Origin of the sequence: Nostoc piscinale CENA21, assembly GCF_001298445.1 — a bacterium.
Taxonomy (GTDB): domain Bacteria; phylum Cyanobacteriota; class Cyanobacteriia; order Cyanobacteriales; family Nostocaceae; genus Nostoc_B; species Nostoc_B piscinale_A.
Window position 1 is genome coordinate 5,305,886 of record NZ_CP012036.1, and the last position, 15,972, is coordinate 5,321,857.

General features: G+C 41.0%; 19 protein-coding genes, 1 tRNA gene and 1 pseudogene. 12 read left to right on the forward strand and 9 right to left on the reverse strand.

Features of this window, described 5'->3' with window-relative positions:
- Window positions 1-5: 5 nt before the first annotated feature.
- A complete protein-coding gene (locus ACX27_RS22735) occupies window positions 6-2,252 on the reverse strand; it encodes an ATP-binding protein (RefSeq protein ID WP_062295753.1) in 2,247 nt (748 codons plus the stop codon).
- Window positions 2,253-2,436: 184 nt separating this feature from the next.
- On the opposite strand from ACX27_RS22735, the pseudogene ACX27_RS22740 reads away from it, so the two are divergent.
- A pseudogene (locus ACX27_RS22740) lies at window positions 2,437-3,860 on the forward strand (DUF3370 domain-containing protein).
- Window positions 3,861-4,017: 157 nt separating this feature from the next.
- Here the strand turns inward: ACX27_RS22740 and ACX27_RS22745 are convergent.
- Both ACX27_RS22745 and murA read right to left on the reverse strand, forming a co-directional pair.
- Window positions 4,018-4,893, reverse strand: coding sequence for a M48 family metallopeptidase (locus ACX27_RS22745; protein WP_062298513.1), 876 nt, complete (start codon window positions 4,891-4,893; stop codon window positions 4,018-4,020).
- A 195-nt stretch (window positions 4,894-5,088) separates the two neighbouring features.
- Window positions 5,089-6,462, reverse strand: coding sequence for a UDP-N-acetylglucosamine 1-carboxyvinyltransferase (murA, locus tag ACX27_RS22750; protein WP_083468808.1), 1,374 nt, complete (start codon window positions 6,460-6,462; stop codon window positions 5,089-5,091).
- Window positions 6,463-6,810: 348 nt separating this feature from the next.
- Between murA and ACX27_RS22755 the strand changes: the two genes are divergently transcribed.
- Both ACX27_RS22755 and ACX27_RS22760 read left to right on the forward strand, forming a co-directional pair.
- Window positions 6,811-6,892, forward strand: a tRNA-Leu gene (locus tag ACX27_RS22755).
- Window positions 6,893-6,976: 84 nt separating this feature from the next.
- Window positions 6,977-7,759, forward strand: a complete 783-nt coding sequence (locus ACX27_RS22760) for a TrmH family RNA methyltransferase (RefSeq protein ID WP_062298514.1) — start codon at window positions 6,977-6,979, stop codon at window positions 7,757-7,759.
- 7 nt (window positions 7,760-7,766) lie between these two features.
- Here ACX27_RS22760 and ACX27_RS22765 read toward each other — a convergent pair whose 3' ends face one another.
- Window positions 7,767-7,997: a hypothetical protein gene (locus tag ACX27_RS22765; protein ID WP_335337732.1), complete on the reverse strand. Its 231-nt coding sequence runs from the start codon at window positions 7,995-7,997 to the stop codon at window positions 7,767-7,769.
- Window positions 7,998-8,249: 252 nt separating this feature from the next.
- Between ACX27_RS22765 and ACX27_RS22770 the strand changes: the two genes are divergently transcribed.
- From ACX27_RS22770 to ACX27_RS31940, 3 genes are read left to right on the forward strand one after another with little or no spacing between them, the layout of a single operon-like run.
- Complete coding sequence (locus tag ACX27_RS22770; RefSeq protein WP_083468809.1) at window positions 8,250-8,657, forward strand: type II toxin-antitoxin system Phd/YefM family antitoxin; 408 nt, start codon at window positions 8,250-8,252, stop codon at window positions 8,655-8,657.
- Complete coding sequence (locus ACX27_RS22775; protein ID WP_062295758.1) at window positions 8,657-9,049, forward strand: type II toxin-antitoxin system VapC family toxin; 393 nt, start codon at window positions 8,657-8,659, stop codon at window positions 9,047-9,049. Before ACX27_RS22770 ends, ACX27_RS22775 begins: the two co-directional genes overlap by 1 nt.
- Before the next feature lie 11 nt (window positions 9,050-9,060).
- A complete protein-coding gene (locus tag ACX27_RS31940; protein WP_144427515.1) occupies window positions 9,061-9,270 on the forward strand; it encodes a hypothetical protein in 210 nt (69 codons plus the stop codon).
- A 91-nt stretch (window positions 9,271-9,361) separates the two neighbouring features.
- On the opposite strand, the gene ACX27_RS22780 is transcribed toward ACX27_RS31940, so the two are convergent.
- The 4 genes from ACX27_RS22780 to ndhC all read right to left on the reverse strand — a co-directional run bounded on the left by ACX27_RS22780 (window position 9,362) and on the right by ndhC (window position 12,972).
- Window positions 9,362-11,083, reverse strand: a complete 1,722-nt coding sequence (locus ACX27_RS22780) for a DUF262 domain-containing protein (RefSeq protein WP_062295760.1) — start codon at window positions 11,081-11,083, stop codon at window positions 9,362-9,364.
- Window positions 11,084-11,364: 281 nt separating this feature from the next.
- Window positions 11,365-11,892, reverse strand: coding sequence for an NAD(P)H-quinone oxidoreductase subunit J (locus tag ACX27_RS22785; RefSeq protein WP_062295762.1), 528 nt, complete (start codon window positions 11,890-11,892; stop codon window positions 11,365-11,367).
- A complete protein-coding gene (gene ndhK, locus ACX27_RS22790) occupies window positions 11,885-12,619 on the reverse strand; it encodes a photosynthetic/respiratory NAD(P)H-quinone oxidoreductase subunit K (RefSeq protein WP_062295764.1) in 735 nt (244 codons plus the stop codon). The genes ACX27_RS22785 and ndhK overlap by 8 nt, the downstream gene beginning before the upstream one ends.
- The gene (gene ndhC, locus ACX27_RS22795) at window positions 12,610-12,972 is read right to left on the reverse strand and encodes a photosynthetic/respiratory NAD(P)H-quinone oxidoreductase subunit C (protein ID WP_062295766.1); all 363 of its coding nucleotides are present in this window, start codon (window positions 12,970-12,972) and stop codon (window positions 12,610-12,612) included. Before ndhC ends, ndhK begins: the two co-directional genes overlap by 10 nt.
- Before the next feature lie 195 nt (window positions 12,973-13,167).
- On the opposite strand from ndhC, the gene ACX27_RS22800 reads away from it, so the two are divergent.
- The 6 genes from ACX27_RS22800 to ACX27_RS22820 all read left to right on the forward strand — a co-directional run bounded on the left by ACX27_RS22800 (window position 13,168) and on the right by ACX27_RS22820 (window position 15,457).
- Window positions 13,168-13,503: a rubredoxin gene (locus ACX27_RS22800; protein ID WP_062295768.1), complete on the forward strand. Its 336-nt coding sequence runs from the start codon at window positions 13,168-13,170 to the stop codon at window positions 13,501-13,503.
- Window positions 13,504-13,593: 90 nt separating this feature from the next.
- Complete coding sequence (locus tag ACX27_RS22805) at window positions 13,594-14,616, forward strand: photosynthesis system II assembly factor Ycf48 (RefSeq protein WP_062295770.1); 1,023 nt, start codon at window positions 13,594-13,596, stop codon at window positions 14,614-14,616.
- Between the two features lie 120 nt (window positions 14,617-14,736).
- The gene (psbE, locus tag ACX27_RS22810; protein ID WP_062295772.1) at window positions 14,737-14,985 is read left to right on the forward strand and encodes a cytochrome b559 subunit alpha; all 249 of its coding nucleotides are present in this window, start codon (window positions 14,737-14,739) and stop codon (window positions 14,983-14,985) included.
- Between the two features lie 9 nt (window positions 14,986-14,994).
- Window positions 14,995-15,132, forward strand: coding sequence for a cytochrome b559 subunit beta (gene psbF, locus ACX27_RS22815; RefSeq protein ID WP_015115279.1), 138 nt, complete (start codon window positions 14,995-14,997; stop codon window positions 15,130-15,132).
- A gap of 9 nt (window positions 15,133-15,141) precedes the next feature.
- A complete protein-coding gene (locus ACX27_RS31150; protein ID WP_071989460.1) occupies window positions 15,142-15,261 on the forward strand; it encodes a photosystem II reaction center protein L in 120 nt (39 codons plus the stop codon).
- 73 nt (window positions 15,262-15,334) lie between these two features.
- Complete coding sequence (locus ACX27_RS22820) at window positions 15,335-15,457, forward strand: photosystem II reaction center protein J (RefSeq protein ID WP_062295774.1); 123 nt, start codon at window positions 15,335-15,337, stop codon at window positions 15,455-15,457.
- A 304-nt stretch (window positions 15,458-15,761) separates the two neighbouring features.
- Here ACX27_RS22820 and ACX27_RS31155 read toward each other — a convergent pair whose 3' ends face one another.
- Window positions 15,762-15,905: a photosystem I reaction center subunit VIII gene (locus ACX27_RS31155; RefSeq protein WP_083468811.1), complete on the reverse strand. Its 144-nt coding sequence runs from the start codon at window positions 15,903-15,905 to the stop codon at window positions 15,762-15,764.
- Window positions 15,906-15,972: the final 67 nt, after the last annotated feature.

Here is a 15,972-nt window from a genome sequence, read left to right on the forward strand (position 1 = left end):
GATCTTTAAGTGATTTCCTCTGCTGCTAATGTAAAGTAAAATGTACTACCTTGATTGGGTGTAGATTCTACCCAAATTCTACCACCGTGGCGTTCCACGATTTTGCGAGCGATGGTTAAGCCTGCACCAGTTCCACCGCCAAACTCATCTCGTCCATGTAAGCGGCGAAAGATTTGAAAGATTTTGTCGAGGTGCTTTTCTAAAATGCCAATGCCATTATCACGCACATAGAAAATTGGCTGTCGGGAGGTGTCTTGTTGGGGAATACAGCCAATTTCCACCCATTTTTGGGCTTTATCGTTGTACTTCATGGCGTTGCTGATTAAATTTGTGAATAATTCATTTACCTGGGCGCGATCGCATTCTATACTGGGCAGTGTTTGGGAAAGCCGAAATTCTATTTCACTTTGCGGCCGAGTAATGCTGAGGGTATTGATTACCTGCTGGACTAACTCATTCAGGTTGACTGTTTGCCGCATAATTTCTGCGCGTCCCAAACGGGAGAAATGCAGCAGGGAATTAATTAAATCTTCCATACGCTGGGTTAAACGCACCAGGGTTTGCAGTTTCGCCACCCCATCATCCTTCAGCGTCTCGGCATAATCTTCCATCAAAAAGTTAGCGTAGTTGTGAATTCCGCGCAGGGGTTCCTTCAAATCGTGAGAAGCAATGTAAGCAAAAGAATCAAGTTCTTCATTGCTGCGTTGTAATTCAAAATTCATCAAGGCGAGTTCATCGGCTTGTCGTAAGACAATACCCACAATTAAACTTCGCAGTTCGGTAACGACGGCAATTTCACTGGATTTCCAAGGTAAGGCACAACCCCGCACCGTTTCTTGCCATAAATCGAAAGATTTGCGCGGCGACATTCGCAAACTGCCATCAGATAATACTTCCACAGGTTTGTGGGGGTTGCCTCCCCAATTGACAGTTTGAATGACCTCTGGGCGAAACCAAATCAGGTAATTGTGCTGCACCCGTGAAATTTCTAAAGCTAACACACCACTAGCGATCGCACGAAACGACTCTCCTGGGGGATAATCTTGAGAGAGGGATCGGGTGGCAAATAAACCATGATGCAGCTGTAGTTTCATCCAATTCAATAAAGCATTTACCTCTGCTTCCGATGGCACTTCCCCCACAGGGATACATTGATTACCACTGCAAATTACTGCGCCTGTAGCGTCTACCAGATTCAGTAATTGAGATTTTAACTGCACCATCCCATTCAGAAAATACTTAGACTGGGACAAAGCCTCGACAAATTGAGTTTGTAACAACTTCAACTGCATTTTGTAGCCAATGTCTTCACTAGCTTTTTTATTCGCCAGTTCGACAGACATCACCTGACCAATAAATTCGCAAATGGTACGGATGTTATAAGGAATATATTTAGGTGATGAATGATGACAGGCAATTAATCCCCAAAGCTGTTGATTTTGCAACAGCGAAATAGACATCGAAGCAGTCACATTCATATTATGTAAGTATTCCAAATGAATTGGAGACACACTCCGCAACACTGACAAACTTAAATCGAGTGGTTGATTTGTCAGAGGATTGTTATTAGGAATTAACGATGCAGGTTGGTAGTTGACATCAGGAATCAGCCGTAGCCAATTGAGAGTGTAAAGATGTCGCGCTTGCTTGGGAATATCTGAAGACGGGTAGTGTAAATCTAGATAAGGAATTTCCAGATTCGTATCTTCGGCAATCACACAGCCTGCACCTTCAGCATCAAATTGATAAACCATCACGCGCTCAAAGCCAGTAATCCGTCTGATTTCTTGGACAACAACTTGGCACATTTCTCGCAGTGTGGCTGCTTTTTGCATCCGAGTAATTGTGCCTTTTACCTGATGATAAAAATCAACAAATTCAGTTTTTTGGTTAACTTGTTTCGGCTCTAGTTCCAAAAGAATCACTGTATCTGAGTGGTGGACAATGCCATCAAAATACCGCGATTTATTTAAATGCTTAATTGATAAATCCAGAGGATTAATTGTCTCAAAATCTGCGGTGAGGCATTGCTGAATTTTCTGAATTTGCTGGGCATCAAGTAAGACTGATAAATGTTTGCCTAAAAGTGCCTCTGGTGGATGACCAATGATTTTTTCAGTGTTATCACTAACTTGGATAATTTCGAGGTGAGCATCTTGCAAAACCAGCAAAACTCCGTGAGGCTGAATTAAACCTGGAATGTGAATCGGCTCGCGATCGCAATTTGTTAAATCTATTTTCTCATCAGCCATAACCTACCCGCTCAACTCCAGCCACTGTCCGTAACTGATCTCCGTAATCTCTCTTATTGTATCTTGCTGGGATTTAACCCCAATTTTCTGTGAGTTAAACGATTTTTGTTGTATTTTTTTTTAATTCGTTGAACTCACATTGTAGTTACCAGAAATATTCTCAATACTTCCATTTTCTGAATTTATGCCCCAAAAACTAGCATTACCAATATTCACACTTTTATTTGGACTGGCTATTATTCAAGCCGTCGGCTGCTCAACAGGGAAAAATAATTCCACAGTTGTCGCCCAAACTTCCCCCAAATCAGCACCCCAAGAAATCATCCAACCAGGAGAAGTCCGTGCCTTACCCGGTAAGTTAGATACCATCCCAGTGTTTAACAGTAACAGCCCTGAATGGATTAAAAACGAAGGGATTTTACTTTCTACCTTTCCCAGTGACAATAAAAAAAGTTCCCGCCGCCCACCTCAATTTTCCCTTTCAGGGACGCTTTGATTTATTTGCCCATCATTACACCCACACTCCCAAAGATTTACAAACCCTATATATCGGTGTCATACTGCACAACCCCAGTAAAAAACCTGTGACAGTCAATGTCTTGCAGGGCGCAAGTTATTTAATGCAGAATGCTCCCTTTGTGACTTTAGCGCCTTACCTAGAAAATAATGATGGCAAGGTTTATTCTGGCCCAGGGGCGAGGGCTGTCAGTGATGTATTGCGGGGTGTGCGTCAAGCAGATTTCCCTGCTAAGTTTGTCATTCCTCCTGGTGGTAGCCGGATGTTATTAAATCATCCAATTCCTGTGAGAAATTTAGCCAAGCCTGTGAATGGTCGTTCTAGTTTTTTGCGCTTGCAAAGTAGCGGTAAGGTATACGCGGCTAGTCTAGCGATGTTTGCTAAAAAAAAATGCCGATAATTCCGACCGTGCGCCAACTTTGAGTGAATGGCAAGCTTTATTAAACAATGGTAGTTTTGCCGGGCCAAGAGATAAAACCCCAACCCCACCCAATGCTACTAGCGGTTCACTCATTTACGGACGCGTGGCTGGTGTTTCTCAAGGCTCCCAATGGCAAGCTAACTTAGTAGATAATCCCAAAGCCCAGTACTTAAGTATTCCTGAACGCGGTAAAGGTATTTCCTATCCTTTAGTTACTCTCCGGGGTGGTATATTGGGTACTGACCAAATCCAAACCGCTAAAATGTTGGTGCGCTACCCTGATACCGCCTACGAAGCACACGGTAATTATGGGGTGGAATATAACCTGAGTGTGCCGTTAAAAAATCAGACAAACCAAACTCAAAAAGTTACCATTACCCTAGAAACACCTTTAAAAGAAGACAAATTATCTCAAGGTGGGATTCGTTTCCGCAAACCATCTCTTGATTTTCCCTTCTTTCGAGGTACAGTCCGACTGCGTTATGTTGATGACCAAGGACAACAGAAAACGCGGTATGTGCATTTATGGCACAGAACTGGTCAGGTTTTAGAACCATTGGTGCAGTTTGTTCTTCCACCCGCCAGCCAAAGAAATCTCAAAGTAGACGTGATTTATCCGCCAGACTCAACACCACCGCAGGTTTTAACTGTCCGAACTTTGGAACAGTAATCAGAATTACTCATCAAGGTTGTCTGTGAAGAATGGGGGTAGGGGTATATGGGTATAGGGGTGTAGGAGGGGTATAGGTGTGTATGGATTTTGGGTCAATACACTAATACACCTACACCCATACACCCTTACCCCCTTGTTCCCTCACTCCCTACATTTACCAGTTCCGCCAGCCGCCTTTTGCTGATACTTCACCAGAATTTTTCAACCCATGAGTTTGCAGTAAAGTTTGATATTCTTGACTACTCGCCCAACGGTCAATTTCTCTGGCGCGTAGCACTGGTACAGGATGACTTAATTGGGCTGTACGGGCGGCTTTCACCATTTCACCCAATTCTGTTTTACTAATCTCATCATAAGCACGGGCTTGGGCAACAAAGGCATCGAGGTTGAGTTGTGGTGCCAGTGTGGGTGAACCACCAGCCAGTTTCATCAAGACAGACATAACCACTTTGGGGTTTTGGGTGGCTAGCAAAGCGGCGCGATCGCAGGTAAACTCAGCACAACGTACCCATTCTAAAAGTTGTGTTTGGATGGCTTGAGCTAAAAAATTCCCGACATTCGGCACAATTGCCGCCGCTAATACCAGTAAATTTACAGGCGTTAAATAAACACTATGGTCGCATTTGAGATGCCCTAACTCATGGGCAATTACCGCCTGTATTTCTTCTGGGGTGAGGATATCTATCAAAGAAGTATGCAGCACTACAAAAGGCTGTTTACCCCGCATCGCAAAAGTATAAGCGTTGGGTGCTGGATGTTGCCGGACGTATAATTGCGGCGGTTCAATATCTAAAACTTTGCAAGCTTCTAATAATAATTTATGTAAATCTGGTAGTTGATTTTCACTGACTAAAACACTAGAAGCAATGTTTTCTACATAAAAAATCTGCTCCGCCATCGGCCCCAGCCAATTTCGCACCATCAAATCAATACCAGGTATTTGTTTGAGAGCTTTGGTCGATTCCAAGTCTAAGGGATGACGAAAGGAGTCAGCTTTTAAACCAATTAGCGGGGTTTTGATGAATGACATGATATAGCCAGCTTGAAAAAAAGACTGTAAAAATTTGGCTGTTAATTGAACAGCCATCCACAAGCTAGTATAACGATTCAGTCAGTGGAAGAAGGGGGTAAGGGTGTGAGGATGTATGGGTGTAGGTGTATTAGTGTATTTATCTAAAACTCTTTCACCCCTATACCCATATACCCCTACACCCCTATACCCTCTCTAATTAGCAATTGTGACTGGGGGAGTGCTGCCATTAGAAGTCACTCCTGGCGTTGAGACTTCGTTGACGCGCTTGATTTTAGCTCCCAATTGCTGCAACTTGATATCAAGACGATCGTAACCGCGATCGAGGTGATGCAAACCTTGGAAAGTTGTTTGTCCATCAGCAGCCAAGCCAGCTAAGACGAGGGCGGCTGATGCTCGCAAGTCTGTACCAATGACAGGCGCACCCGATAAGTTGGGGACTCCGCGCACAAAAGCTGTGTTACCTTTAACGCGAATATCTGCACCCAAGCGGTTTAACTCGGAAGCATGGCGCAAGCGATTTTCAAAGACAGACTCGTTAATGATGCTGTCACCTTCTGCTAAGGTGAGCAACGCCATGAACGGTGCTTGCATATCTGTGGGGAAACCAGGATGGGGCAAGGTTTCAATATATGTCGCCTTGAGAGTTTCCGCAGGTAGTATTCGCAAGCAGTCTGGGGCTTCTTCAATAATCTGCACGCCAATTTCCCGGAGTTTGGCAATTACGGGAATTAAATGGTCGGGGACAACTGGGGATAATAAGATATCCGAACGTGTAATTGCACCAGCTACCAAAAAAGTTCCAGTTTCAATGCGATCGGGGATAATGCTGTAGTCAACAGAATGCAATTGCGGAACACCTTCAATGGTGATCACACTACTACCAGCACCGTGAATTTTGGCTCCCATTGCGTTACAGAAATTCGCCAAATCAGCAACTTCTGGCTCACGCGCCGCATTTTCGATGATAGTTTCGCCATCAGCCAGAGTAGCAGCCATCATCAATGTTTCGGTTGCGCCTACGCTGGGAGTGTCGAGGTAAATCTTGGCTCCTTTTAATCTGCCACCATTGGGAACATAGGCATTACAAATGCCATGTTCAATCTGCACTTCGGCTCCCATTGCTTGCAGTCCCCGGACGTGCAAGTCAACTGGTCGAGCGCCAATTGCACAACCACCAGGTAAGGGCATTTGTGCCACCCCTAGCCTAGCCAGAATGGAACCAATGGCAAAAAAACTGGCTCGTAGCTGAGTTACGAGTTCGTAGGGAGCTTTAGATGTGGTGATATTACTGGCGTTAATGTCTAAAATATCGCCTTGGCGTGAGACTTTTACACCTAAAGCTGATAAAACTTGTCCCATTTTTTCGACATCCGCCAACAAGGGAACATTGCGGATGTGACAATCTCCAGAACAGAGCAATGCTCCAGCCATGATTACCAGTGCTGAATTTTTTGCCCCGCTAATTTTGACATGACCGTGCAAACGATGCCCACCGAAAATTTGCAAGACTGAGGAGTCTGCTTGAGGTGCAAGCTTGGCATCTGGTAAGCTGGTAGAAGGATTAATAAGCCTACCTCCAAAAATAATACTTAATTTTCAAGGGTTGAAGTTGGTTTTGATTCTACAGTAAAGATTTCATTTGTCTACATTTTGGATTAATCAATATATTTTTTGGCTCGTGAACTGAGGGCAAAAAATAACGGTAATTAATCTCAGGTGTAATGGTAAATTTCAATACTTCGTAGACTATAGGCGCTGTTTTTTAGGGATGGTCTGTGAGTTGTAGGAAACTCAACCACCCATCATAGTTCCCAATCTGCAATTTAAAATATCTACGTCACAGATATTTTGAATATAAGTTGACAAAAATAAATAATTGAGTAATAATCAGAAATTGTCGATTAAAAAATGCCAGCGGAACTGGCGGAATTGGCAGACGCGCTAGATTCAGGTTCTAGTGCCGCAAGGCTTCCGGGTTCAAGTCCCGGGTTCCGCATTGAAAGTTAAAAAGTAAAAGGTAAAAGGCAAAAATATAAGTCATTTACTTTCTACTTTTGATTTTTTACTTTTGCCTTTAATTGTGTTAACTAGTTTACAAAACTCTCTCGTTAAGCAAATTCGCAAGCTGCACTCTACTAAGGAGCGTCACAAGCAGGAGTTGTTTTTGTTAGAAGGGACGCATTTGCTAGAAGAAGCTTGTGCTGTGAATTATCCGTTGGTGACGGTTTGTTGTACACCAGACTGGCAAGCGGCTCATGCTTCATTGTGGGAGAAGTTATGTAGTTGTTGTGAAAGGGTAGAAATTGTCAGTGAGGAAGTTTTAGGTGCGATCGCTACTACAATACAACCAGATGGAGTAGTTGCCACAGCCAGACGTAGGGAATCTATCAATCAAGTCCCCTTTGATGGCATTGTTTTAGCTTTAGAAACCATCCAAGACCCTGGAAATTTAGGCACAATTATTCGTACAGCTGCTGCGGCGGCGGCATCGGGATTATGGTTGACTGGTGATAGTGTGGATTTAGATAATCCCAAAGTGTTGCGGGCGACGGCTGGACAATGGTTTCGCTTAAATATGGCAGTGAGTGAAGATTTATTAACCACAGTCAGGCAAAGTCAGCAGGCGGGAATGCAGGTGATAGCAACTTTGCCGACAGCAAAATTAACTTATTGGGAAATTGATTGGCGCAAACCCAGTTTAATTTTATTGGGGAATGAAGGCGCGGGTTTATCAGCAGACTTGGCAAAGATGGCAGATAAACAAGTCAATATTCCCCTGAGTCCTGGAGTCGAGTCTTTAAATGTGGCGATCGCAGCTGCTTTAATGTTATACGAAGCTCGGCGACAAATAACCACAGGTTAAAGCAGAATTACTTTGTCTTTTCTTCCAGATATTGTTCTATATCAGCCACCGCATCCTCAAAAGCGGCTAAATCAATTTCTGTTAAATCATCAGCTAGTTCAATATCAATTGGTTCTTCAGTCTGGGTTTCTTCCTCTTCCGTCAAACCTGGCTGTAGAATACCTTCCAACTGGTTGAGAGATTGTTCAAACTCTTGATTAGCGGCGCGGCGCTGTTGATGATCATTTTGCTCCATCATACTGACTGAAAAATATTGATTTACTAACTTTAGTTTTAAATTGCAATTCCTACAAATCTCTATTTTGCATATATACAACCCTTATGGCTATCTGCTGTATCTACTTTACACATTTAGCACTTAAGTATGAATCCGCAAAATCAACGGATTAGGCGATCGCATTCCTCGATAAACTGCAAACATTCCAGAATTAGATTGACAAACTCCACATACACTAATTAGCATTTAATTAAGTGCTAATTCAATGTTTATATGCTAATAAACTTATCAAAAGATATAAATTCTCTTACCGAGTTTAAGCGTAATACTACTGAGTTTTTGCAACGCATCAAACAAACAAAACATCCGTTAGTTCTGACTGTCAACGGGAAAGCAGAGTTGGTTGTTCAAGATGCGGAATCTTATCAAGAACTTTTGGATGCTGCTGAATTAGTAGAAACCTTAAAGGAAATTAAACTTGCTTTGAAACAAATGCAGTCAGGACAAGGAGAAAAAGCAGAAAATTTTCTCAATGAACTGGAAAAAGAAATCCGCGAATTGTTACCACAACGCTATAGAAAACGTGATGAAGTGCTGAGTCGTATTCGTCAACGAGTCGAGGCTTTACCAATAGAAACAGAAAGCCATATACAGACTTGGAAATCAGCAGGACAATCCTGATGGTGATTGATACGATGGTGTTTGCCTATGCACTCTTACACGTAGAGGACAGGTATGAACAGGCAATAGCAGCTTTAGAAACTGTAGACCAAATTGTAGTGCTAGATTCGTTGTTTGCCGAGTTGGGAAATGTAATTTGGCAGTGGATACAATTTAGGCAACTGCCATTACAACTAGGTTTAGATACGCTACAAGATGCTGAGGCACTAGTTGATGTAATGATTCCTAGTTCTCAGATTCGAGATGCCGCTTTAAGGCTGGCAGTTGAGGCAAGTCATTCATTCTACGATACGTTATTCGTGGCAGGAGCAATTAAATATGATACTCAGGTGCTAACTTACGATCAAAAACTAGCGGCTAAGTTTAGCGATCGCATTATATTGCTGGAATAGAGAGTAAAAAAGTGAAGCGATCGCCTTCAGAACTCCATCATTCCACCTCAGAACACGAAATTTCGAGCAAAAAGGTCAAACGATCGCCTTCAGAACCTCATCATTCCGCCTCAGAACATGAAACTCCGAGTAAAAAGCTCAAGCGATCGCCTTTACAACTCCATTATTCCACCTCAGAACACGAAACTTCGAGTAAAAATGTCAAGCGATCGCCCTCATAACCCTATCATTCCACCTCAGAACACGAAACATCAAGTAAAAAGGTGAAGCGATAACCTTTACAACCCCATAATTATTATATGAATATTGAAGTTACAAACTCCAAATTTCATAGTAGGCTTTATAAGCCATAGATTTACCTCGCGCTTCAATTTCATTATCAGTCCATTGAGTGGCATTCAACAAATGCTCATCAATCGGATAGTTTTTATCTCTTAAAATTTTAATTTTTTTTATAAATTCAAAGTCTTTTAATTCTTCGCCGTTAGTTTTTTTATCTACTAATATTAGATTTCCTATTTTACCTACTATTGCTTCGTCTCCTTTTGATTCTGATAGTAAATGTTCAATACTAGCAGAATTGTAATCAATGGGTAGCCCATTAATGGTTTCACCCATAAGTTTTTCTAGTACATATTGGATAACTTTTTTATCTCTTTGTTTATTCCTCGTATAAAATAAATCCATAAAGTTTACTTCAAATTCCTCAAAGCTAGGTAGTTTCTCTTTGAGCTTTCTGACTAAATCACTAATAATTGACTGAATTTTATCTGGATTATCTGTATTAGAAAGCCCTTGTGCATATTTGGAATAAAGTGGAGCAATTGAACCAGAGGATCTTTGAGATGTGATCGAATTAAAAATAAAGTGGAAACATTCAATTTTCCATAGAATTTGACGTAATATCCTCAATGTGATTTTACGTTCTCTATATGCCCTAATAAGAGATAAAATCATTGATGTTTGTTGCTTAACATTAAAAAGGCGTAATGCTTTTAATGATTGATAAATGCTATTTTTTTCTTCGGGACTCCATTGATGGTTATCTGGAGATACAATGGAAACATAATAATCTGAGTTTTTTTGAAATTCATACAACAATAAACTAGATTTAATCTCTGAGTCATTTCTAGTAGAAGAATCAATGTGTTTTTTTATTTCTCCAAATAATTGCTTTTGAGTTGTATCCCAATATTTAGAAAGCCAATGATGATATAGAAAAGACTCTACAACAGTTTGCTCTAATCCATTATTATCAAACTTTTCTAAAATCCCATTCCATATCACTTTATAAGTATCTAATGTTACATTAGATGATCTTAGTTTCTGTAAAAGTAAATTTTTTACTAAATCAGGCGTAGTAAGGTCTTTACCTCTAGTATTAAGAGTTTCAAAGATTAAATAAGCATCATCTTCATTATCTAATTGAATAAATACTAGTTTTAAGGAAAGAACTTTCTTTCTCAAAGATTTTAGAGTTTCTAAAATTTGATGTGTCCGTTCAGTAAATAAATCATTACAAGATTCCTTAGCATCAAATTTAGGAATCATAGCATAAAGTTTTTTATTGATTAATTCAAACGCAGATTTAAGATTTTGTTCTTCATTACCTGCATTATATTTTATTTCTGCTTTGTTAAAACTTTGTATATATCCTTGTAGATAGGGAAAAGATGTCTCTGAGTTTAAAACATATTCATTTATATTATCTATATTTGCTTTCTCAATATATTGATGTACTCCCCTAGCTAAATTTTCATCTCCATACTCAAGAAAAGCATTTCTTATAGCAGCCAGCATTAATGTAATAGTTGTTAATCTTTGTTGACCATCAACTATCCCATAGTATGGTTTTTCTGTTTGATAAACAACCATTGAACCTATAAAATAATGCTCATAATCTCTAATAACATCTTCCCAGAAATTTGTAACTTCCTCATCTGTCCATGAATATGGACGTTGAAATCTAGGAATTTTAAAATAACCTAGAGCAAATATATCTTGAACCTCTTTATCATTAGCTTCAATTTTCATTGATTTTACACCCTGAATTACAAGAAAGGTTGGTATTGATTACTATAGTATTAAGCTAATAGATTGTCTCCACTCAGGAGAACGCTTTAGTACTTGTTAATTGATATAATTCCCAATTTTTTAGAATTTATTAAAGACTAGAGTATGAGTTCCTATAATTTTCTTGAACTAACTTAATTTTTTTTTAAAACACAAAAACATTACCCCCCTCCGCCGCCGGAGAGGGGTTAGAAATGAGACATTAAAATTCCCACTAGCTGACACTTAGCACTCAGCAATTGCTAATAAGCGTCTTGTAACTCGTAAAAATCAGGCGAGATGTAATCTTTCCGCAAAGGCCAACCCACCCAATCTTCCGGCATTAAAATCCGCTTCAGGTTGGGATGTCCTTCGTAGATTATGCCGAACATATCGTAGGTTTCGCGTTCTTGCCAGTCTGCGGTTTTCCAAATCCAGTAAACTGAAGGGATTCGGGGATTTTCTCTGGGGAGGAATACCTTAACTCGCACTTCTTCCGGTTTATCAGCATTATCACCAACTTTGACTAAGTGATACACACTGACTAAATCCTGTCCTGGGCCAAGGTCAATACCCGATTGAAACTGGAGATAGTTAAACCCATAAGCATACAAAGCTGTAGCAATGGGTAGTAAAAATTCTGGCCCGACTTTAATAATCTCTACACCATTTTTATCCGGCGCTAAAGATTCATGATCAAAGCCATTTTCTGCTAACCATTGAGAAATCGGCCCAGCCGGAACTAAAGCATCTTGTCCTGCGGGTACTGGTTTAGATTCTTCATCAGCCACGGTTCAATTCCTCCTTGGTTTGAGAAGTTAGCAGCGCAGGTGGTACTGGTAGACCAATTGCTTCTGTTAATTCTTTGGGTGGAGTGAAGCGAGTTTCTGACTGCATATACTTGCCAGTTAAAATTTCTGCGACTGGCTTCAAGTTGTGAGTCGTACTGTAGAAGCGGTGGGTTTGCTTAATTTGAGCGCGTTCTTGCATGGAATCATTAGCAATTTTCTTCCGCAGCTTAATGATCGCATCAATAATCGCTTCGGGACGGGGAGGACAACCAGGCAAATACACATCCACCGGAATTAACTTATCAACTCCGCGTACAGCTGTGGGAGAATCCACGCTGAACATCCCGCCAGTAATTGTACAAGCGCCCATTGCAATCACATACTTTGGCTCAGGCATTTGCTCATAAAGACGCACCAACTGGGGTGCCATCTTCATAGTGATTGTGCCGGCGGTAATAATCAAATCAGCTTGACGGGGGCTGGAACGGGGAATTAAACCAAAGCGGTCAAAGTCAAACCGAGAGCCAATTAAAGCTGCAAACTCAATAAAGCAGCAAGCTGTCCCAAACAGCAAAGGCCAAAGACTTGAAAGCCTAGCCCAGTTGTAGAGGTCATCAACCGTTGTCAAGATAATATTTTCTGAAAGGTCTTGAGTGACTGTCGGACGCTCAATCGGGTTGATGATTTGCTCTTTGTTTTGGGTGCTTAAATCAGAATTCAAGACCATTCCAAAGCTCCTTTACGCCATGCGTAAACTAAAGCAACTACGAGAATTGCAATAAAAATTAGCGCCTCAATGAATGCTAATAGCCCTAAACGGTGAAAAGCGACCGCCCAAGGATACAAGAACACAGTTTCTACGTCAAAGACGACAAAAACCAGCGCAAACATGTAGTAGCGAATATTGAACTGAATCCAGGCTCCACCGATGGGTTCCATCCCAGATTCATAAGTTGTGCGGCGTTCCAGGCTGTTACCACTGGGTCGGAGAAGCTTGGAAGCAGAAAGCGCCAGGGCTGGCACTAGGCTACAGATAATTAAGAAGCCTAGGAAGTACTCGTAACCGCTAAGGACAAACACAATGAATTTCTACCGCTTATGGTGTAAATAACGCTGTTACTTTCTTTTACATTATATCTTTTCGAGTTTTCTGAAATCTGGGAAACAGACGGATTTCAGGTATTTGATTCGTTTGTATGAGTGATAGAAAAGTCTAACAGTTATGTCATAATTTTTAACGTATATTTAATAATTCCCCTCTGGGAGACCTTAGCCATGAGCGAACAAGCTGTTGAGACTCCAGCGTTAGACCGCTATGAGTGTCGCGCCTGCGGTTATGTTTATGAACCTGAGAAGGGAGATGATAAGCATGATATCCCTTCTGGGACACTGTTTACCGACTTGCCTGTAAACTGGCGCTGTCCAGTTTGTAGTGCCAAGAAAACTGCTTTTACTAACATTGGCCCGGCTGGTACAGCATCCGGTTTTAAAGAAAATCTTGGCTTTGGTTTGGGTGTCAACAAGCTGACTCCAGGGCAGAAGAATATCTTAATTTTTGGGGCTTTAGCTCTGGCTTTCTTGTTCTTTATCAGTCTTTACGGCTTACAATAAGACCCGCTATCTTGCTTTACCGATTCTAGAGAGCGATCGCATCTCTTAAGGTAAAACTTAAACGAATTTAGAAAACACTAAGAAATACTGATGCAATCCATTGTGAAAAGTTGGCAACGCATAATTGCCTGTTTGATAGTAGTTGTTTTGTGTATAGGTTGTAGCAAAGTGCCTTCTACTAGCTTCAACCCTTGGGAAATTATTACTGTGCCAACCAACGAGAAGTTGCTAGATATTGCTTTTACTCAAGATTCTCAACATGGTTTTTTAGTAGGAAGCAACTCTACCCTATTAGAAACCCAAGACGGTGGGAAAAAGTGGCAACCCTTGTCCTTAGCACTGGATGATTCTCGATATCGCTTTGATTCTGTCAGTTTTTCTGGCAAAGAAGGTTGGATAGTCGGCGAACCTTCCCTATTACTGCATACCACCGATGAAGGTCGTTCTTGGTCACGTATTCCTTTGAGCGAAAAGTTACCCGGTAATCCCATTTCTGTTCATGCGTTGGGAAGCAACTCAGCAGAAATGGCTACAGATGTGGGCGCAATTTACAAAACTACTGATGGTGGTAAAAATTGGAAAGCCCAAGTCGAAGCTGCTGTTGGTGTGGTACGGAATATGCAGCGTTCTGCTGATGGTAAATATGTCGCAGTTTCGGCTAAGGGTAGCTTTTACTCGACTTGGGAACCAGGACAAAATGCTTGGGTTCCTCATAACCGCAACAGTTCGCGCCGTGTGGAAAACATGGGTTTCAATGAAAACGGCCAATTGTGGTTATTAGCCAGAGGTGGTTTAGTGCAGTTTAGTGAACCCAATAACACCGAAGAATGGCAAGAAGCTTTATATCCAGAGTTGTCCACCAGTTGGGGTTTACTGGATTTGGCTTATCGCACGCCCGAAGAATTATGGATAGGCGGTGGTAGCGGTAACTTGCTGCGGAGTATTGATGGTGGTAAAACCTGGGAAAAAGACCGTGAGGTGGAACAGGTAGCCGCTAATCTATATAAGATAGTCTTTCTCACTCCCGACCAAGGATTTATCATTGGCGATCGCGGTGTATTGCTGAAATATAACGCTGGGGCTGAAAAAACTGCGTCAGAAAAAGCAGCTTAGACATAACCGAAGTTTAAGTGTTAATTCTGATTTATGAGAACAGCGTTGCAAGTTGTAACTCTTTCTAAACTTTGTAGGATAATAAACTCAATAACAGTCTTTGTGAAGGTAGGGATCTAAATGTCAGGTACCACTGGAGAACGTCCGTTTTCGGACATTATTACCAGCATTCGTTACTGGGTAATTCACAGCATCACCATCCCAGCATTATTTATTGCAGGTTGGCTATTTGTTAGCACCGGGCTGGCTTATGATGTATTTGGCACACCTCGCCCTAACGAGTATTACACACAAACACGGCAGGAATTGCCAATTGTGAATAACCGTTATGAAGCCAAGAAACAAGTTGAAAAATTTATTGGAAAGTAGTTTGAAATCATGACTAGCGGAAATAACATCAATCAACCAGTTACCTATCCAATTTTTACAGTTAGATGGCTGGCAGTTCATACCTTGGGTGTGCCAACCGTGTTTTTCTTGGGCGCGATCGCCGCAATGCAATTTATTCAACGCTAGGAGCAAATCATGGAAAGAACGCCCAATCCCAATAACCAACCGGTTGAACTTAACCGTACTTCTTTATACCTGGGATTGTTACTGATTTTTGTTCTAGGTATTCTCTTTTCCAGTTACTTCTTTAACTAACTGGAACTGTTTTTGGGAAAATTTGTTTATCTAAAATCTGTGTTGATTTGTTGTTAAGGGAGGAGGAAAATCTGTGTCTGCTGGAACTGGAAGAATTCCCCTGTGGGTTGTCGCTACAATCGCAGGTTTAGGCGTAATTACTGTTGTAGGTATCTTCTTCTATGGAGCCTACGCTGGTATTGGTTCTTCACTATAAAAGTGGTTTGAACCTCATAATATAGTAGGAGGCAGAAGGCAGGAGGCAGAAGGCAGGAGGTAAAAATTTTATTATTCCTAATGTTAAAGCTTCCAAAATTTCCTAACATATCTGACTACCGCTATATATCCACTGAATTTTCTAGCACTTACTTGTTTAGAAAATAGTACAAGAAAACCGCCTGTCTCCTAGAGACAGGCGGTATTTTAAGCATTAATTGATTGCACAATCTGGTGAATTGTCAATAAGTAATAATTAATTGGTAAAAATTTTAGTAGCCAATTAATTATTACTAAATACCTATTTAGGCAATGTCATCACGCTCAATGTATAACATCAGAAACGAGAATGTTGCTATTGGTAGAACCCAACCAATAATAGGTACAAAGATAGGAGACAAGTAAGATGCAGAATAAGCCAAAATGTGGGGGAATAGTTCAGTGGACATGGTAAAGGTTCCTGTTAAATCACACTACAATTCAAAATGAGCTTACTGCAAATTCAGTCAGATTTTT